At 67.3% G+C, this 18,785-nt stretch carries 18 protein-coding genes and 1 pseudogene; 12 read left to right on the top strand and 7 right to left on the bottom strand.

Translation table 11 applies throughout. The annotated features are described in order from the left end of the window. Positions 1-54: 54 nt before the first annotated feature. Positions 55-1,638 (top strand): gamma-glutamyltransferase family protein, encoded by a 1,584-nt coding sequence (locus G6N51_RS15895; RefSeq protein WP_083168006.1) that lies wholly within the window; start codon positions 55-57, stop codon positions 1,636-1,638. Here the strand turns inward: G6N51_RS15895 and purD are convergent. Together purD and G6N51_RS15905 are read right to left on the bottom strand one after the other, a co-directional pair. Beyond that, positions 1,635-2,903 carry a phosphoribosylamine--glycine ligase gene (gene purD / locus G6N51_RS15900; RefSeq protein ID WP_083168003.1) on the bottom strand — a complete coding sequence of 423 codons (1,269 nt, stop codon included), beginning with the start codon at positions 2,901-2,903 and terminating at the stop codon, positions 1,635-1,637. The genes G6N51_RS15895 and purD overlap by 4 nt on opposite strands. A 50-nt stretch (positions 2,904-2,953) precedes the next feature. After that, complete coding sequence (locus G6N51_RS15905) at positions 2,954-3,385, bottom strand: MarR family winged helix-turn-helix transcriptional regulator (protein ID WP_083167999.1); 432 nt, start codon at positions 3,383-3,385, stop codon at positions 2,954-2,956. A 58-nt stretch (positions 3,386-3,443) separates the two neighbouring features. On the opposite strand from G6N51_RS15905, the gene G6N51_RS15910 reads away from it, so the two are divergent. Then, positions 3,444-4,529 carry an aldo/keto reductase gene (locus G6N51_RS15910; protein WP_083167994.1) on the top strand — a complete coding sequence of 362 codons (1,086 nt, stop codon included), beginning with the start codon at positions 3,444-3,446 and terminating at the stop codon, positions 4,527-4,529. Between the two features lies 1 nt (position 4,530). On the opposite strand, the gene G6N51_RS15915 is transcribed toward G6N51_RS15910, so the two are convergent. From G6N51_RS15915 to G6N51_RS15930, 4 genes are read right to left on the bottom strand one after another with little or no spacing between them, the layout of a single operon-like run. Continuing rightward, entirely contained in the window at positions 4,531-4,965 is a 435-nt protein-coding gene (locus G6N51_RS15915) for a carboxymuconolactone decarboxylase family protein (protein ID WP_083167988.1), read from the bottom strand. Further along, the gene (locus tag G6N51_RS15920) at positions 4,965-5,822 is read right to left on the bottom strand and encodes an NAD(P)-dependent oxidoreductase (protein ID WP_083167984.1); all 858 of its coding nucleotides are present in this window, start codon (positions 5,820-5,822) and stop codon (positions 4,965-4,967) included. Before G6N51_RS15920 ends, G6N51_RS15915 begins: the two co-directional genes overlap by 1 nt. Further along, a complete protein-coding gene (locus G6N51_RS15925; protein WP_083167980.1) occupies positions 5,819-6,568 on the bottom strand; it encodes an SDR family oxidoreductase in 750 nt (249 codons plus the stop codon). The genes G6N51_RS15920 and G6N51_RS15925 overlap by 4 nt, the downstream gene beginning before the upstream one ends. An 18-nt stretch (positions 6,569-6,586) precedes the next feature. After that, positions 6,587-8,053, bottom strand: coding sequence for an aldehyde dehydrogenase (locus G6N51_RS15930; RefSeq protein ID WP_083167973.1), 1,467 nt, complete (start codon positions 8,051-8,053; stop codon positions 6,587-6,589). Positions 8,054-8,261: 208 nt separating this feature from the next. Here G6N51_RS15930 and G6N51_RS15935 point away from each other — a divergent pair, with 208 nt between their 5' ends. The 10 genes from G6N51_RS15935 to G6N51_RS15980 all read left to right on the top strand — a co-directional run bounded on the left by G6N51_RS15935 (position 8,262) and on the right by G6N51_RS15980 (position 17,339). Continuing rightward, complete coding sequence (locus tag G6N51_RS15935; protein ID WP_083167969.1) at positions 8,262-8,900, top strand: TetR/AcrR family transcriptional regulator; 639 nt, start codon at positions 8,262-8,264, stop codon at positions 8,898-8,900. Next, the gene (locus G6N51_RS15940) at positions 8,897-10,114 is read left to right on the top strand and encodes a cytochrome P450 (protein WP_083167964.1); all 1,218 of its coding nucleotides are present in this window, start codon (positions 8,897-8,899) and stop codon (positions 10,112-10,114) included. The genes G6N51_RS15935 and G6N51_RS15940 overlap by 4 nt, the downstream gene beginning before the upstream one ends. Beyond that, a complete protein-coding gene (locus tag G6N51_RS15945; RefSeq protein ID WP_083167960.1) occupies positions 10,115-10,939 on the top strand; it encodes an SDR family oxidoreductase in 825 nt (274 codons plus the stop codon). Beyond that, a complete protein-coding gene (locus tag G6N51_RS15950) occupies positions 10,936-12,291 on the top strand; it encodes a cytochrome P450 (RefSeq protein WP_083167955.1) in 1,356 nt (451 codons plus the stop codon). The genes G6N51_RS15945 and G6N51_RS15950 overlap by 4 nt, the downstream gene beginning before the upstream one ends. 12 nt (positions 12,292-12,303) lie before the next feature. Then, complete coding sequence (locus G6N51_RS15955; RefSeq protein WP_083167951.1) at positions 12,304-12,522, top strand: ferredoxin; 219 nt, start codon at positions 12,304-12,306, stop codon at positions 12,520-12,522. Beyond that, complete coding sequence (locus G6N51_RS15960; RefSeq protein WP_083167946.1) at positions 12,522-13,061, top strand: hypothetical protein; 540 nt, start codon at positions 12,522-12,524, stop codon at positions 13,059-13,061. Before G6N51_RS15955 ends, G6N51_RS15960 begins: the two co-directional genes overlap by 1 nt. Positions 13,062-13,203: 142 nt before the next feature. Further along, positions 13,204-14,331, top strand: a complete 1,128-nt coding sequence (locus tag G6N51_RS15965; protein WP_083167941.1) for an NDMA-dependent alcohol dehydrogenase — start codon at positions 13,204-13,206, stop codon at positions 14,329-14,331. Positions 14,332-14,358: 27 nt separating this feature from the next. Further along, positions 14,359-16,413: an oxidoreductase gene (locus tag G6N51_RS15970; RefSeq protein ID WP_083167938.1), complete on the top strand. Its 2,055-nt coding sequence runs from the start codon at positions 14,359-14,361 to the stop codon at positions 16,411-16,413. Positions 16,414-16,429: 16 nt separating this feature from the next. Further along, positions 16,430-16,867 carry a ketosteroid isomerase family protein gene (locus G6N51_RS15975; protein ID WP_083167933.1) on the top strand — a complete coding sequence of 146 codons (438 nt, stop codon included), beginning with the start codon at positions 16,430-16,432 and terminating at the stop codon, positions 16,865-16,867. Positions 16,868-16,934: 67 nt separating this feature from the next. Then, positions 16,935-17,339: an HIT family protein gene (locus G6N51_RS15980; protein ID WP_083167928.1), complete on the top strand. Its 405-nt coding sequence runs from the start codon at positions 16,935-16,937 to the stop codon at positions 17,337-17,339. On the opposite strand, the pseudogene G6N51_RS15985 reads toward G6N51_RS15980, so the two are convergent. Further along, positions 17,311-18,769: pseudogene (locus G6N51_RS15985) on the bottom strand (sensor histidine kinase). The gene G6N51_RS15980 and the pseudogene G6N51_RS15985 overlap by 29 nt on opposite strands. Positions 18,770-18,785: the final 16 nt, after the last annotated feature.

Raw genomic sequence — 18,785 nt, forward strand, 5'->3', positions numbered from 1 at the left:
AACGGCAAGGCGAGAATTGCCGCCGAAAATCGCCGTAGCGTTACGCTCGCGAAGGTGACCGCACCTTTCGATTGGCACTTCCCTTACGCGTGGCCGCGAAAGCCGATGCTGGCGGAAAACGTTGTGTGCACGTCACAACCGCTGGCAGCACAAGCGGGCCTTCGGATGCTCGCCGAAGGGGGCAGCGCGGTGGACGCGGCGATCGCCACTGCGATCGCCCTCACGGTGGTCGAGCCGGTGTCCAACGGTATCGGCTCGGACGCGTTCGCCATCGTGTGGGATGGCCGGCGCTTGCATGGACTCAATGCGTCTGGCCGCTCACCTGCGGCCTGGACACCGGAATATTTCGGCGGCGACGCCGTTCCCGCGCTCGGCTGGAACGCGGTGACCGTGCCCGGCGCGGTTTCGGCGTGGACCGAACTGCACGTAAAGTTCGGCAAGCTCCCGTTCGAGACGCTCTTTGAGCCCGCAATCCGCTACGGCCACAACGGTTTCCCGGTCTCGCCGACCGTCGCGGAGCAATGGGCGGCGCAGATCCCCCTGTTCGAGAAGCAGCCCGGCTTCGCCGCCGCCTTCATGCCCGCCGGGCGCGCGCCGAAACCCGGCGAGCGGTTCAGGCTCGCCGATCAGGCCGCCACACTCGAGAAGATCGCCGCGACCCACGGTGAGTCGTTCTACCGCGGAGAGCTGGCCGATCAACTCCAAGCCCACGCGCTGGCCAACGACGGCGCGATGCGGGCCACCGACCTCGCCGCCCATCGCGCCGACTGGGTGGACACGATCAGTGGGGGCTACCGCGGTTACACGGTGCACGAGATCCCGCCCAACGGCCACGGTATCGTGGCGCTGATCGCACTGGGAATCCTGGAGCACTTCGACATGGCCTCGTTCGCAGTCGATTCCGCCGACAGCGTGCACCTGCAGATCGAAGCGGTGAAGCTGGCCTTCGCCGACGCTCAGGCCTACGTCGCCGACATCGAGCACATGTCGCTGCGCCCCGAACGCCTGCTCGACGTCGACTACCTGAGGCACCGCGCGGCCCTGATCGATCGGGCGCGGGCCCAGCCGGCGTCGGCGGGCGCGCCGAGCGGGGGAACCGTGTACCTGACCGCCGCCGACGCCGAGGGGATGATGGTGTCGATGATCCAGTCGAACTACATGGGATTCGGGTCGGGTGTCGTGGTGCCGGGCACTGGCATATCGCTGCAGAACCGTGGGGCGAACTTCGTTGCCGCCCACGGCCATCCGAACCGGGTGGGGCCGGCGAAACGCCCCTACCACACGATCATCCCCGGCTTCGTCACCAAAGACGGCGCCCCGGTGATGAGCTTCGGGGTGATGGGCGGAACGATGCAACCCCAGGGTCACACGCAGCTGATGGTGCGCATCGCCGATTACGGCCAGAATCCGCAGGCCGCGTGCGACGGCCCGCGGTTCCGATGGGTGCAGGGCATGCAGGTCGCCTGCGAGAAGGGATTCCCGCCCTCGACGCTCGACGAGCTTCGACGCCGCGGACATGACCTGGTTGCCGTGGACGACTACAACCAGTTCGGCAGCTGTCAGGCGATCTGGCGCCTCGACGGCGGCTATTTCGCGGCGAGCGATCCCCGCCGCGACGGCCAAGCCGCGGGGTTCTAGACGCTGATCTTGCCCTCGGCGGCCAACAGCGCGATGTCGCCTCGAAAGTGGCTGCCGGGCAACCGGATAGAGCGCATCAGCTCGTACGCCCGCGCCCGTGCGTCGGCGAGGTCGGCGCCGGTGCCCACCACCGACAGCACGCGGCCGCCCGAGGAAACCACCTGGCCGTCGTCGCGACGCGCCGTGCCCGCGTGCAGCACCCCTTCGGCTTCCGAGCCCGCGACCACGTCCCCGACCCGGGGGCGACCGGGATAGTTCTCCGCCGCCAGCACCACCGTGACGGCCGCGCCGTCGCGCCAGCGCAGCTCGCCGAAGTCGGCCAGCTTGCCCGCGCCCGCCGCGTACAGCAGTTGCCCGAGCGGCGATTCCAGCAGCGCCAGCACCGCCTGGGTCTCCGGATCGCCGAACCGGCAGTTGAATTCGACGACGGCCGGCCCGTTGGCAGTGATCGCCAATCCGACGTAGAGCAACCCGCGGAACGGGCTGCCGCGCCGAACCATCTCGGCCGCAACGGGTTCGACGATATCGCCGACGATGTCCCGATACAGCTCGTCGGGAAGCCACGGCACCGGCGCGTAGGCGCCCATGCCGCCGGTGTTGGGCCCCGTATCACCCTCGCCGACGCGCTTGAAGTCCTGCGCGGGCAACAGCGGCACCACGGTTTCGCCGTCGACGACGCAGAACAGCGACACCTCGGGGCCGTCCAGATACGACTCCAGCAGCACCGGGTGTCCCGCCTCGAGCAGTTCGGCCGCGTGCGCCCGGGCGACGCTGCGGTCCGCCGTCACCACCACGCCCTTGCCGGCGGCCAGCCGGTCGTCCTTGACCACCCAGGCCGGGTCGCCCACCGGTGGCCCGAACCGGTCCAGTGCGGCATCCAAATGCGCTGGACTGTCGACGGTTTCGCTGGCCGCGGTGCGCACGCCCGCCGCGGCCATCACCTCTTTGGCGAACGCCTTCGACCCTTCGATGCGGGCGGCGTCCTTGCCGGGACCGAAGCAGACGATGCCGGCGGCGCGCAGGGCGTCGGCCACCCCCAGCACCAACGGCACCTCCGGACCGATGACCACGAGATCGGCCAGGACCTCGCGGGCGAGGGCGACGACATCGGAACCGGAGGTGATGTCGACGTCGCGCTGCTCGGCCACCCGGGCGGTCCCGGCGTTACCGGGAGCGACGATTAGGCCCGTGACCTGCGGGTCTTTCCGAAGAGCCAGCAGCAGCGCATGCTCTCGGGCACCCGAACCGATCACGAGGACTCGCACGACACGTCAGACTAGCCCGGGCAAACGCCGCACGCCTACGGCACCCGTATTCAGAGAATTTTTTCGAGCAGATGCTTGAGGTCTTTTTGTTGCGCCGCCGTGAGGCGTCCGAGACGCTTGTCGAACTCGGCGGACAGCAGCGCCAGACCGTCCGCGGCGGCCCTGCGCCCGGCCGGGGTGAGCAGCAGGCGGTGGCGCCGCAGATCGGCGGCGTCGATCTCGCGGCGCACGAAGCCCGCGGCCTCCAGTCGTTTGAGGTAGACCGTGACCGTCGCCTTGGGCATGCTCAACGTCGCCGCCAGCTCGGCCGGGTAGGGATGCTCGTCGATCTCGGCGAGCAGGAACAGCTCCTTGGACTCGAGCCCAAGCGCGCAGATGTCGGCCTCGGCGCACGAGATGACCGACAGCAGCACCCGGTAGTTCAACGACCAGATCCTGGCCCCGTCGACCACGGAGGCCGACTTGCCAGGTCGTTCAGACATGAACTAGTTTATAACGGAACAAGCCCATACTCGAACAACTTACCAGAAAGCGACCCTAATGCCTCTGGATCAGTACGTGACACTCGGACGCTCCGGCCTGCGCGTCAGCCCTCTGTGCCTGGGCGCCATGACGTTCGGAGAAGACCTCGGCTGGGGTACCAGTGTCGAGGAGTCCCAACAGATCATCGATCGATACACCGGGCTCGGCGGCAACTTCATCGACACCGCCAACTTCTACACGCGCAGCCACTCCGAGAAGATCATCGGCGACCACATCGGCCGCAACGCCGCCCGGCGGGATCGACTGGTGATCGCGACCAAATTCAGCGGCAACCTGTACCCGGGCGACCCCAACGGCGGCGGCTCGGGCCGCAAGTCCCTGATCAACGCCTGCGAAAACTCGCTGCGGCGTCTGCAAACCGACTACATCGACCTGTACTGGTTGCACATCTGGGATGCGAACACCCCGATCGACGAGACGATGGCGGCGCTCGACGACCTCGTCCGGGCCGGAAAGGTGCGCTACATCGGCGTTTCGGACACCCCGGCGTGGAAGATCGCCGAGGCCAACCTCATCGCCCGGTTCCGCGGATGGTCGAGCTTCGTCGGTCTGCAGGTCGAGTACTCACTGCTGGAACGCGCCATCGAACAGGAACTGGTTCCGATGGCGTCGGAATTCGGCCTCGGCATCACACCGTGGTCGCCGCTCAAGGGCGGCGTGCTCAGCGGGAAATACACCAGGGCCAATGCCGGGCGGCAGGACGCCGACCGCGGCGCGATGGTCAACGCCTTCCTCAACGAGAAGACCTACGCGCTGATGGACGAACTCGAGACCATCGCCCAGGCCCACGAGACGACGGTCGCCAGTGTCGCGCTGGCCTGGGTGCACGCGCAGGCGGCCGTCTCCTCCGTCATCATCGGCGCGCGCAGGCTCTCGCAACTGGATGACAACGTCCGCGCCGTCGACGTGAGCCTTCGCGCCGACGAACTGGCCCGGCTCGACGCGCTGACCAAGCCGAAGTTCGGGTTTCCGCACAACATGCTGGAGATGGCGCCGGGCATTCTCAACGGCGGGACATCGGTCAACGGCGTATCGGGCTCGATCTCCGAGTACGTGATGCCCGAAGGTGGCCGGCCGTACTGAGTCAGTCCTTGTCGCCGGAGTGCATCTTCAACGCGGCGTCCACGTTGGCCTTCTTGTCCTCCCCGCCGCCCTTCGCCGCGGCCTTCTTGCGCTTGGCGACGACGGCGTCGACGGCGCCGTTGAGCGCCGACCCCAGCGGGAACCCGAGGTAGTGGGTGAGGAAGACGGCCATCTCCTTCAGCTCGGTCTCGGTGAGCTCCCCGTTGAGCAACGCGGCGTTGATCTGAATCTCGGCCAGGTCGCGGTTGCCGATCGCGGTCACCGCCGTCAACGTCATGATGCGCTTGTCGCGCATCGACAATCCCGGTCGTGTCCAGATGCTGCCGAACAGGTGGTCGACGGTCAGGTCGAAGTACGCGTCGCCCTCGATGTTGGGCATCTCCCACCCGTAGACCTCGTTCATCTTCTCGAGGCCCTTGCGGCGACGTTCGTCCATCACGCCTCTTTCTCTGTGTGTGGCACCCCGAGGCCGGCGGCCAACCCCTCGTGCGCCAGCCTGGCCAGCGGCAGCTCGACCGACAACGCCTCACCTAACGCCAGTGCCAGGCTCAGGTCCTTCTCCCCCAGACCGCGGGTGTGCATGAATGGCTGATACAGAAAGTGTTCTGGCGCAAGGTCGTTCATGTCGTCGCGGACCATGATCGCCCCCGGCCCGCCGGTGAGGGCGTCGGTGTGCCGCACCACCCGCCCCAGCGCCTGCAGATCCAGGCCCGCGGCCTCGGCGAGCTTCATGGCTTCGCAGGCCGCGACATAGGACGTGAAGGTCAACATGTTGCGGGCCAGCTTCATTCGAGTCCCAGCGCCGGGCTCGCCGGCGTGGATGACCACCGCCGCCCAGTGTTTGAACGCCGGCTTGATCCGCTCGTACACGTCGCGATCGGCGCCCACCATCGTGGCCAGCTCGCCCTTCGCGGCGGCGGCCGCGCCACCGCTGACGGGCGCGTCGACGATGTGGATTCCCTGCGGTTTGAGCTCGGCGGCCAGCTCGACAGCGGTGTTGTCGCTGATGGTCGAGTGGATCGCGATGACCGTGCCGGGCTTGGCGTGGGCGGCGAGCTCGCCCACCACCTCGCGCACCTGGGCGTCGTTGAGCACGGTGATGTGGATGATGTCGGCGGCGGCGACGTCGGCGACGCTGTCGGCGAGGCCGGCCCCCTTCTCGGCCAGCGGCGTCATCGCCTCCGTCCGAATGTCGTAAACCGTCACCCCGCCGGGCCATTCGGTCATCTTCGTGGCCATCGGCGCACCCATGTTGCCCAGCCCGACGTAGCCCAGCTTCAGATCGCTTGTCATGACCGGATTATCTGCCCGCCGTCAACATTGAAGATCTGCCCGGTGATCCACGACGCCTCGTCGGAGAGCAAGAACAGGCACATCCCTACCAGGTCCTCGGGGGTTCCCATGCGCGACAGGGGAAGACCCTTGACGATGTCGGCGACGATCTCCTGCGGGGTGGTGGTCCGGTTCGCCTCGGTGTCGATGGGTCCCGGAGCGATCGCGTTGATCCGGATGTTCTGCCCGCCCAACTCGCGCGAGAGCTGTTGCGTCAAACCGTTGATCCCGACCTTCGCCAGGCCGTAGAAGTTCGAGTACAGCCACGCCGCGGTGGACGACTGATTGATGATCGCGCCCCCGCCGCGCTTGGCCATCTTCTTGTACACGGCGCGGGTGCACCACAACGCGCCGTCGAGGTTGACGCTCATGAACTTCTTGTAGTACTCGGGGTCGATGGTGAGCAGGAAGTCCAGCTTCATGCCTCCGAAGATCGCCGCATTGTTGACCAGGTAATCGATGCCGCCGAATTCCGCCAGCGTCCGATCGGCCATCGCCTTGGCCGAGGCCGGGTCGGACACGTCGACCGGGATGCTGATCGCCGTGCCACCGTCGGCCGCGATCTGCTTGGCCACCCCTTCGGCCGCTTCCGCATTGATGTCGGCGACGACCACCGCCGCGCCCTCGCGGGCCAGCGCCTCGGCGTAGGCCTGGCCGATGCCGCCGCCGGCCCCGGTGACGATGCCGACCTTGTTCTCAAACCGCATGCTCGTGGGCTCCTCTGGTTACATCGCCGTCGCGATGGTCTTGATTTCCAAGTACTCCTCGAATCCGGCCAGACCCATCTCGCGACCGTTGCCGGACTGCTTGTAGCCGCCGAAGGGTGCGTCGGCCGAATACCACACGCCGCCATTGACGTTGATCGTCCCCGCACGGACCCGCGCGGCAACCCTCGCCGCCCGATCCGGGTCGGCGCCGAACACGGTGCCCGACAACCCGTATGGCGAGTCGTTGGCGATGCGCACGGCGTCGTCGTCGCCGTCGTGGGGGATCACCGTCAGGACGGGCCCGAAGATCTCCTCGCGCGCGCAGCGCGCGTCGTTGCCCAGCCCGGCGATCACCGTGGGCTCGATGAAAAAGCCGACCTCACGGTCGGCCGGCCGGCCGCCGCCGCAGGCGAAGGTCCCGCCCTCGGCGATCGCCGAGTCGAGGTAACCCTGGATGCGATCCCGCTGGCGCGCCGAAATCACCGGCCCGCAGATGGTTCCGGGGTCGGTGGGGTCGCCCGCCTTGATGCCGCCCATCGTTGCGGCCGCGATGGCCACGGCCTCGTCATACTTCGCACGCGGCACCACCAGCCGGGTGGTGATGGCGCAGCCTTGCCCGGCGTGCATGCACACCGAGAATCCGGCCACGCCCACCGCACCGCTCAAGTCGGCGTCGTCGAGGACGATGAATGCCGACTTGCCACCCAGCTCGAGGAACACCTTCTTGATCGTCGCGGCGCCGTCGGCCATCACGCTGCGGCCCGTGGCCGTCGACCCGGTGAACGAAACCATGTCCACTCGAGGGTCTTTGGCCAACAGCGCGCCAACGCCGTGGTCGCTCGACGTCACGATGTTGATCACACCGGGCGGAAAGTCGGTGTGATCGGCGATGAGTTCGCCGAGCACGGCGGCACACCAGGGGGTGTCGGGTGCCGGCTTCAGGACGACGGTGTTCCCGGCGGCCAGCGCGGGCCCGATCTTGGCAAGGTTGATCTGGTGAGGAAAGTTCCACGGGGTGATGGCGCCGACCACGCCGACGGCCTCTCGGGCGATCGTGCGGTGGGTGCGGATACCCATCGGCGACGCCTCGCCGAGATCCTGGTTGTAAACGTAGGATTCGGCGGTATCCGCGGCGAACGCCAGGTCGTTGACCGGGACTTCGAGCTGAGCGATCGATGTCAGCATCCGGGGCGCCCCGACTTCGGCGATGGTCAGGTCGCGCAGCTCTTCGAGATGCTGCTGCATCGCCTCCCGCAGCTGCCGGATGCACCGCACCCGCAGCTCGGTGTCACGCGACCAGTCCGTGTCGTCGAATGCGCGGCGCGCGGCATCGATGGCGCGGCCCATGTCGTCGGCGCCGGCGTCGGCCGCCGCCCCCAGCACTTCCTCGGTCGCCGGGTTGATCGTCGGGAAGGTACCGGCACTGCCGGGCGACATCTTGCCGTCGATGAAAAGTGAACTCACGCCGTCGGCCAGCAAGGCCATCTCCCGCTCCCGTCTGTGCGGACCCATCGCGTAGCGAATCGAGTAGACAGTTGTCCGATATCGTCCGACCGAACCATAGCCGCCCGGCCGTCGGGGGTGCAAGGGCCGATCGGCCCGGCAGCGGTTGCGCGGCGGGAAATAGCACATTAACCGCTATATTTTCCGATCGGGGTTGCTTCCGGTCTTGCCGGTCCGATAGCTTGGACATGTGTCCAGCGATGCACTGGTGGCGATCACGTCTCAGGCCGAGCACCAGACCGGTCGACCCGCGCGCAACCGCCGCCAGGAGGAGACCTTCCGCAAGGTGCTCGCGGCCGGCATCGAGACGCTGCGTGAGAAGTCCTACGGCGACCTGACAGTGCGCGCGGTGGCGGCCCGCGCCAAAGTCGCCCCGGCCACCGCGTACACCTACTTCTCGTCAAAGAACCATTTGATCGCCGAGGTCTACCTGGATCTGGTGCGGCAGGTGCCGTTCTTCACGGACGTCAACGACCCGATGCCCAATCGGGTGGAACAGGTGCTGCGGCACCTGGCTCTGGTCGTCGCCGACGAACCCGAGGTGAGCGCCGCATGCACGACGGCGTTGCTCAGCGGCGGCGCCGATCCCGCGGTGCGGGCCGCGCGGGACCGGATCGGCGCGGAGATTCACCGTCGCATCACGTCTGCCATGGGCCCCGACGCCGACCCCACCGCCGTTTCCGCGCTGGAGATGTCCTTCTTCGGGGCGCTCGTTCAGGCCGGCAGCGGCGAATTCAGCTACCGCGAGATCGCCGACCGGCTGGCCTATGTGGTGCGGCTGATCCTCACCAGCGCGGAAGAGACGAGCCAGGAGACAACCACCGAATGACCGTTCACGCGGGGGACCACGAGTTGGTCCTCGATCCGTACGACTACGACTTCCACGAAGACCCGTACCCGTACTACAAGCGACTGCGCGACGAGGCCCCGCTGTATCGCAACGAGGACCTGAAGTTCTGGGCGTTGTCACGGCATCAAGACGTGCTGCAGGGTTTCCGCAACAGCACGACGCTGTCCAACAAATACGGCGTCTCGCTGGATCCGGCATCCCGCGGCCCGCACGCGTCCAAGACGATGTCGTTCCTGGCGATGGACGATCCCGCGCACCTGCGACTGCGGACCCTGGTGTCAAAGGGGTTCACGCCGAGGAGGATCCGGGAACTCGAGCCGCGCGTCACCGAGATCGCCACGCAGCACCTCGACGCCATGCTGGAAAGGGCGAAGGACGGCACCGTCGACTATGTGGACGAGTTCGCCGGGAAGCTCCCCATGGACGTCATCTCGGAGTTGATGGGTGTTCCCGAGCCGGATCGAGACGAGGTTCGGGCCTGGGCCGACGGGGTGATGCACCGCGCGGAGGGCGTCACCGACGTACCGCCGGAGGCTGTCGAGGCCTCGATCAACCTGATCGTCTACTACCAAGGGATGGTGGCCGAGCGGCGCAAGAAGCTGACGAACGACCTGACCTCGGCGCTGCTGGAAGCGGAGATCGACGGCGACCGGCTCACCGATGACGAAGTGCTCGGCTTCATGTTCCTGATGGTGATCGCCGGAAACGAGACCACCACCAAACTGCTTGCCAATGCGGCTTTTTGGGGGAACAAGAATCCCGAGCAATTGACACCGGTCTATGACGACCTTTCGCTGGTGCCGCAGTGGGTCGAGGAGACGCTGCGCTACGACACCTCCAGCCAGATCCTGGCCCGCACCGTGTCCGGGGAGCTCACCCTCTACGACACCACCATTCCCGAGGGTGACGTCCTGCTGCTGTTACCCGGTTCGGGCCATCGCGACGAGCGGGTCTTTGACAACCCCGACGACTATGTGATTGGGCGCGAAATCGGGCCCAAGCTCCTGAGTTTCGGCAGTGGTGCACACTTCTGCCTGGGCGCGCATCTGGCGCGGATGGAAGCCCGGGTTGCGCTCACCGAGTTGTTCAAGCGAATCCGCGGATACGAGGTGGACGAGGCCAACGCCGTCCGCGTCCACTCCAGCAATGTCCGCGGATTCGCTCACCTACCGATGACCGTGGAGGTCCGCTGAATGCCCCGCTTTGACCCCCTGCCCGAACGCCGGCCTGCGATCGTGGCAGGCGCCTCCTCCGGCATCGGGGAGGCCACCGCCATCGAACTGGCTGCGCATGGCTTCCCGGTCGCCCTGGGCGCCCGCCGGGTGGAGAAGCTCAACGACATCGTCGGCAAGATCAACGCCGAAGGCGGTGAGGCGGTCGGATTCCACCTGGACGTCACCGACCCAAACTCGGTGAAATCCTTTGTCGCGCAGTCGGTCGACGCGCTCGGCGACATCGAGGTACTGGTGGCCGGCGCGGGTGACACCTACTTCGGCAAGCTCGCCGAGATCACCACCGAGGAGTTCGAGTCGCAGCTGCAGATCCACCTCGTGGGCGCCAACCGGCTGGCCGCCGCCGTGCTGCCGGGCATGCTGGAGCGGCAGCGCGGGGATTTGATCTTCGTCGGCTCCGATGTGGCCCTGCGTCAGCGGCCGCACATGGGCGCCTACGGCGCCGCCAAGGCCGCGCTCGTCGCGATGGTCACCAACTTTCAGATGGAGCTTGAAGGCACCGGCGTGCGGGCATCGATCGTGCACCCCGGCCCCACGAAGACGTCGATGGGCTGGAGCCTGCCGGCCGAGAAGATCGGCCCCGCGCTGGAGGACTGGGCCAAGTGGGGCCAGGCTCGCCACGACTACTTCCTGCGCGCGGCGGACCTGGCGCGAGCCATCACGTTCGTCGCCGAAACCCCGCGCGGTGGCTTCATCGCGAACATGGAACTTCAGCCGGAGGCCCCGTTGGCCGACAAAAAAGATCGCCAGAAACTCGCGCTCGGCGAAGAGGGGATGCCGTCATGACAACTACCGCTATCGTCCCGCGGGTCTCCGGCGGCGAGGAGGAGCACGGCCACCTCGAGGAATTCCGCACGGACCCAATCGGTTTGATGAAGCGCGTCCGCGAAGAGTGCGGCGACGTGGGTTGGTTTCAGCTGGTCGACAAACACGTCATCCTGCTCTCCGGCGCGGGGGCCAACGAATTCTTCTTCCGCTCGGCGGACGAGGAGCTGGATCAGGCCGAGGCGTACCCGTTCATGACGCCGATCTTCGGCAAGGGAGTGGTGTTCGACGCCAGCCCCGAGCGGCGCAAGGAGATGCTGCACAACTCCGCGCTGCGCGGCGAGCAGATGAAGGGCCACGCCGCCACCATCGAGGGCGAAGTCAAGAAGATGATCGCCAACTGGGGCGACGAGGGCGAGATCGAGCTGCTCGACTTCTTCGCCGAGCTGACCATCTACACCTCGACCGCCTGCCTGATCGGGCTGAAGTTCCGCGAGCAGCTCGACCACCGGTTTGCGGAGTACTACCACATGCTGGAGCGCGGCACCGACCCGCTGTGCTACGTCGATCCGTACCTACCGATCGAGAGCTTCCGGCTGCGTGACGAGGCGCGCGTCAAGCTCGTCGCGCTGGTGCAGGAGATCATGGACCAACGGCTGGCCAATCCGCCCAAGGACAAGGCCGACCGCGACATGCTCGACGTCCTGGTCTCGATCCGCGACGATGAGGGCAATCCCCGGTTCTCCGCCGACGAGGTCACCGGGATGTTCATCTCGCTGATGTTCGCGGGGCACCACACCAGCTCGGGGACGTCGGCCTGGACGTTGATCGAGCTGATCCGCCATCCCGACGTCTACCGCGAGGTGCGGGCCGAACTCGAGGAGCTGTACGCCGACGGTCAGGAGGTGAGTTTCCATGCGCTGCGGTCGATTCCGAAGCTTGACAACGTGGTCAAGGAGACCCTGCGACTGCACCCGCCGCTGATCATCCTGATGCGGGTCGCCAAGGGCGAGTTCGAGGTCGAGGGCTTCCCGATCCACGCCGGTGACTACGTCGCGGCGTCCCCGGCGATCTCGAACCGGATCCCCGAGGACTTTCCCGATCCGGACGCGTTCAAGCCCGATCGCTACAACAAGCCCGAGCAGGCCGACATCGTCAACCGGTGGACCTGGATTCCCTTCGGTGCGGGGCGACACCGCTGTGTCGGCGCCGCTTTCGCCCAGATGCAGATCAAGGCGATCTTCTCGGTTTTGTTGCGCGAGTACGAGTTCGAGATGGCCCAGCCGGCCGACAGCTATCACAACGACCACTCGAAGATGGTCGTCCAGCTCGCGCGGCCTGCGAAGGTCCGCTACCGCAAGCGCAATGCGTAGGGGGTACGTCCAATGGGCTCAAATGGATTCAGAATCGAAGCGGATCTGGATTTGTGTCAGGGCCACGCCATGTGCGAATTGGAGGCGCCGGACTACTTCCGGGTGCCCAAGCGGGGCAAGGTCGAGATCCTGGACCCCGAACCACCCGAAGACGCCCGCGATGAAGTCGAACGCGCGGTCGATATGTGCCCAACGCATGCACTGTTCATCAAAGAGAAAGAAGACCAATAATGGCGTCACGCGAGGAACTCGAGGCCTGGGTCGACCGCTGGCTGCAGGCCAACAAGGACTGCGAGAAGGCCGGTGACTGGCGGCCGTTGGCGGACTTCTACACCCGGGACGCGACCTACGGCTGGAACATCGGCCCCAAGGAAGACGTGATGTGCGTCGGCGTCGACGAGATCCGCGACATCGCCCTCGGCCTGGAGATGGAGGGCCTGGAGAACTGGGTGTACGAGTACCAGAAGGTGCTCATCGACGAGAAGCAGCGCGAGATCGTCGGCTTCTGGAAGCAGATCGTCAACAAGTCCGACGGCACCCAGGACGAGATCTACGGCATCGGCGGCAGCTGGTTCCGCCTCAATGACGAGAACCTCATCGAGTGGCAACGGGACTTCTTCGATTTCGGTCATGTCGCGAAGATGTTCGCGACGCTGATCGAGTCGGGCGACCTCAGCGCCGGCATGCAGAAGCGAATCGAGCGCAGCATCGCCGGCGAGAAACTGCCGGGCTATTACCCGCTTGGCCAGGCACCGGTCCCGATCTGGTGAACGGACCAACCAAGCATTTGATTTGTTGCACGCGCTATGCTGACGCGACGTGGGTGCCTGTGGCGCCCGTCACCAAGTTGTCCGGCATGAAGGGGCCGGACAGCTCTGATCGATTCAAAGGCGAAATGGGGTCAGGACCATCGTGAAGACAAAAGGCGCACTCATCTGGGAATTCAACCAGCCCTGGTCCATCGAGGAAATCGAGATCGGCGACCCGCAAGCGCACGAGGTCAAGATCCAGATGGAAGCGGCCGGCATGTGCCACTCCGATCATCACCTCGTGACCGGCGGCATCCCGATGGCCGGCTTCCCCGTGCTCGGCGGGCATGAGGGTGCCGGCATCGTCACCGAGGTCGGTCCCGGCGTCGAAGACATCGCCCCGGGCGACCATGTCGTGCTGTCCTTCATCCCGTCCTGCGGGCAGTGCCCGACGTGCCAGGCCGGCCTGCGCAACCTGTGTGACCTGGGGGCCGGGCTGCTCGGCGGTGCGGCCGTCTCCGACGGCACCTTCCGCATCCAGGCCCGCGGCCAGAATGTCTTCCCGATGACTCTGCTGGGCACGTTCTCGCCGTACATGGTGGTGCACCGCAGCTCGGTGGTGAAGATCGACCCGTCGGTCCCGTTCGAGGTGGCCGCTCTGGTCGGCTGCGGCGTCACTACGGGCTACGGGTCCGCGGTACGCACCGCCGACATCCGCCCGGGCCAGGACGTCGCCATCGTCGGAGTCGGCGGGGTCGGGATGGCAGCGCTGCAGGGTGCCGTCGCCGCGGGCGCGCGGTACATCTTCGCGATCGATCCGGTGGAATGGAAGCGCGATCAGGCGCTGAAGTTCGGTGCCACGCACGTCTACCCGGACATCAACGCAGCGCTGATGGGCATCATGGAGGTCACCTACGGCCTGATGGCGCACAAGGTCGTGGTCACGGTCGGCGAGCTGCAGGGCGCCGACGTCGACAACTACCTCAACATCACCCAAAAGGGCGGCACCTGCGTGCTGACCGCCATCGGCAGCCTGCTGGACACCAACGTGACGCTGAACCTGGCGATGCTGACCCTGATGCAGAAGAACCTGCAGGGCACCATCTTCGGCGGCGGCAACCCGCAGTACGACATCCCGCAGCTGCTGTCGATGTACAAGGCCGGCAAGCTGAACCTGGACGACATGATCACCCGCCAGTACCGACTCGAGCAGATCAACGACGGCTACCAGGACATGCTGGACGGCAAGAACATTCGCGGCGTCATCCGGTACACGGACGCCGACAGGTAAGAGCCGCCCCAATCGACTGGGTCCCGAGTGACGGGGTTCGGGCGCCTGCTGGCGCCGGGACGGATCGGCGCCATGACGGTGCGCAACCGCGTGGTGATGTCTCCGATGGAGACCATGTACGGCACGCCCGACGGGTTGCCGTCGGAGCGCACCCGCGATTACTTCGCCGCCCGCGCCGAGGGCGGCGTCGGCCTGATCACCCTGGGCGCGACCGGGATCGACAACCAGCACCCCGAGACACCCGGTGGGTTGCACCTGGCGACCGACGAGGCCGTCCACGCGCACCGGGCGCTCGTGGAGGTGGTGCACGAGCACGGCGCCAAGATCCAGCCCCAGATCGTGCACGCCGGGCCCGACGGGCTGGGGCCGGAGATCTTCGGTGTCACGTCGGTGGGGCCCTCGGTGATTCCGTCATATCTCACCGGACGGCCGTCGGTCGAGATCAGCAAGCAGCAGCTGTGCGCAGTGTTCGATCTGTTCAAGGCCGCGGCGCGCCGTGCCGTGGAAGCCGGGTACGACGGCATCGAGTTGCATGCCGCGCACGGCTACATGCTGCTGGGCTCGTTCCTTGCCCCACAACGCAATCGGCGCACCGACGAGTACCGCGGCGATTCGGCGCGTGGGCGGGCACGGGTGGTAATGGACGCGCTCGCGGCGATCCGCTCCGAGATCGGTGACACCCTGCCGATCACGCTGCGCATCTCGGGCTACGAACGGGTCGCCGGCGGCCGGCCCATCTTCGAGACCGCGCAGCTGGCCCCGGAATTCGTCGCCGCGGGCGTCAACGCGTTCCACGTGAGCGGCGGTGTGATCGACCGGTTGGTGACCGGCATGGTCAACGGCGCCGACGACGGCGACGAGCTCAACGTCGGGGCCGCGGCGGCGGTCAAGCAGGTGGTCGACGTGCCGGTGATCGCCGTCGGCCGCATCCATGACCCGGTGCGGGCCGAACGGATCCTGGCCGACGGGCGCGCCGACTTCGTCGCGATGGGACGCCCCCTGCTGGCCGACCCCGAGCTGCCCCGCAAACTCCGCGACGGGCTAGCGCACCGGATTCGCAAGTGCATCTCCTGCGAGAACTGCATCGACGCAATGGAACAGCGTTTTTCCGTCGATTGCGCCGTCAATCCACGCACCGGCAAAGAAGGCCAGTTGTCGCCGGTCCGGGCCGGACGCCGCAAGCGGGTGGCGGTCATCGGTGGCGGGCCGGCCGGGCTGGAGGCCGCCCGGGTCGCTGCCGAGCGGGGCCATCGCGTCAGCCTTTTCGAGCGGAGCGCCGCGCTGGGCGGCGCCCTGCGATGGGCGTCGGTTCTGCATCCGGAGAACCAGCCGTTCCTGCGCTACCTGCGCGACGAGATCCACCTCAGCAACGCGGAAGTCGCTCTCGGCCATAACATTTCGACTCAGGACATCGTCGACGCCGCCCCGGACGCGGTCATCGTGGCCACCGGCGGCCGGGTGGCCGTGCCGGCGATCCCCGGTTCCGACCTACCGCACGTCCACACCGGGCCCGGGTTGCGCGAATTGCTCGGCGGGCAAGCAGAATCCGGCGCCCCGGCCTGGCAGCGGCTGGGTGCCGCCGCCCTCGGCGGGTGGCGGCAGCGGCTGGTGCGCCCCGCCGCGGTCCGGCTGGCCAGCCGTGCCTGGATGCCGCTCGGGCGCCGGGTCGCCATCGTGGGCGGCGACCTGGTCGCCCTGGAACTGGCCGAATTCCTGGCGAGCCGGGGCCGCCTGGTGTCCATACTCGAGTCCGGCAAGGGCATCGCCCCCGAAGTGGGCAACAAACGCAGGACCGAGCATATGGATCGACTCGACCGGCTGGGTGTCACCGTGCACGTTCGCGCAACCGTGGAGCGGATCACCACCGAAGCGGTGATTTTCACCCCCGCCGGTGGCACCACCCGACAGCTGCAGGCCGACGCCGCCGTGCTGGCCGGGACGGTCGAACCCGATACGACGTTGTTCGATGCGCTGGTTGCGGCCCTGCCCGGCGTCGAGGTGTACGCCGCCGGCGACTGCACCGGACTGGGGCTGATCCGCAAGGCCACCGAGGAAGGCGCGCGCGCCGCGTGCGCAATCTAGTGACAGGAGAACGGAAATGACCAAAGCCGAAGAAGCGCAAGCATCCCAGGCCACACCAGCGCTGGCGGCCTCCCAAGCCTCGTGGCGGTGCGTGCAAGCGCACGACCGGGAGGGCTGGCTGGCCCTGATGGCGGACGACGTCGTCATCGAGGACCCGATCGGCAAATCGGTGACCAACCCGGATGGCACCGGGGTCCGCGGCAAGGAAGCCGTTGGGGCGTTCTTCGACACCAACATCGCGGCCAATCAGCTCTCCATCACGTGCGAGGAGACGTTCCCGTCGAGCTCACCCGACGAGATCGCCCACATCTTGGTGCTCAACAGCAAGTTCGAGGGCGGCTTCACGAGCTCGGTGCGTGGCGTGTTCACCTACGCGGTCAACGAAGCCGGACTCATCACCAACATGCGCGGGTACTGGAACCTCGAAGTCATGCAGTTCGGCAAGGAGGAGTGAGGAGGCCGCGCGGCTGTCGCAAGCGGGCGCGCCCAGCGGAGAACTTCGACGCACCTATGCTGGGGCCATGGCGTCGATCTTCACCAAGATCATCAACCGTGAACTTCCCGGCCGCTTCGTCTACGAGGACGACGACGTCGTCGCGTTCTTGACGATCGAGCCCATGACCCAAGGGCATACGCTGGTCGTGCCGCGGGCGGAAATCGATCAGTGGCAGGACGTCGACGGCGCGACGTTCGCCCGGATCATGGCCGTGAGTCAGCTCGTCGGCAAGGCGGTGTGCAAGGCCTTCAAAACCGAGCGGGCGGGGGTGATCATCGCCGGGCTGGAGGTTCCCCATCTGCACGTGCACGTGTTCCCCACCCGTCGCCTGAGCGACTTCGGCTTCGCCAACGTCGACCGGAACCCGTCACCGGAATCCCTCGACGAGGCGCAGGCCAAGATCAAGGCGGCCCTGGCTCAGTTGGCGTGAATCGGCTCCTGCGCCGGCACCTCGCTGATGCGCGGCAGCGTCACGCGGAAGCAGCAGCCCTCGCCGGGCGCGGTCCTCACCGTGACGGCGCCGCCGTGCGCGCGCACCAGCGAATCGACGATCGATAGCCCCAACCCGGTCCCGCCGCTGGCCCGCGCCCGCGACGAGTCGGTGCGATAGAACCGCTCGAACACCCGCGACGCGTCCTGCTCGGTCATGCCCGGGCCCTTGTCGGCGACTTCGAGCACCGCGTCGTCGCCGGCGGTGCCGACCCGGACCGTGACGTCGGCCTTCTCCGGCGTGTGCTGCAAGGCATTGGCGACGAGGTTGCTCAGCACCTGCCGGATCCGCGGCTCGTCGCCGAGCACCTCCGGGGTGCCGGGGCCGTCGAGGACTTCCATGGCGATGTTGCGTTTCGGATCCATCGCCTGCGCGTCGTGCACGGCGTCGCTGGCCAGCGCCAGCAGGTCGACCCGGTTGTGTTCGAGCGGTCGCTGCACGTCGAGGCGGGCCAACAGCAGCAAGTCGTCGACCAGGAGCCCCATCCGGCTGGCTTCGCTTTCGATGCGCGACAACAGCATGGCGACATCGCGTGCGGCACCCTGGCGATACAACTCCGCGAAGCCCCTGATGGTCGTCAGCGGGGTGCGCAGCTCGTGGCTGGCGTCGGTGATGAACCGCCGCATCCGCTCCTCGGAACCGCGGGCCTTCTCGGCCGACGACTCCGAGGATGCGAGCGCCTGCTGGATCTGCGCGAGCATTCCGTTGAGGGCGAGGGAAAGCCGGCCGACCTCGGTGCGCGGATCGCGTTCCGGCACACGGCGATCCAGCTGGCCGGCGGCGATCGCCGCGGCGGTCTGCTCGACCTCCGAGAGCGGGCGCAGGCTGCGCTGCACCACCGCGAAGCCGGCGATGCCGACCACCACCAGCACCGCCACCCCGATGCCGATCTGCAACCAGACCAGCGAGCTGACCGTGTGTTGGACGTCGGACAGGTCGATCGCGACGGTCGTCAGGCCGTGCGGCCCGCGCACCGACACCGCGCGCCACAGGATGTCGGACCCGTTGACCGACGGCAACGTCGTCGGATTGGGCCCCACGTCGTTGTTGGGCGGCAGTGCCGGTTCGGAGTTGCGGTCGTTGATGGCGGTGAACGCGGTGCCGTCGGACCCGATGCCGCGCACGTAGAACTTCGACGGGGGCCGGGCCGGGTCCGGGCCCTCGTAGGGCGGCGGTGATTGCCGCCGCGGGGCCTGGGCCCAGCCACGCGACGCGTCGAGCAGCGTCTGGTCGATCCGGCTGACCAGGCTATGCCGCAGGATCGAGGTGACCGCGATGCCCGAGGCCGCGAGGCCGCACGCCACCAGCACCAGGGTGGCGGCGACCAGCCCCACCCGGAGCGGCAATCCACGTCGAGGCTGTTTGGCCATCAGGGGTGGGTCTTCG

Source organism: Mycobacterium paraseoulense, from assembly GCF_010731655.1.
In the GTDB taxonomy this organism is placed as follows: domain Bacteria; phylum Actinomycetota; class Actinomycetes; order Mycobacteriales; family Mycobacteriaceae; genus Mycobacterium; species Mycobacterium paraseoulense.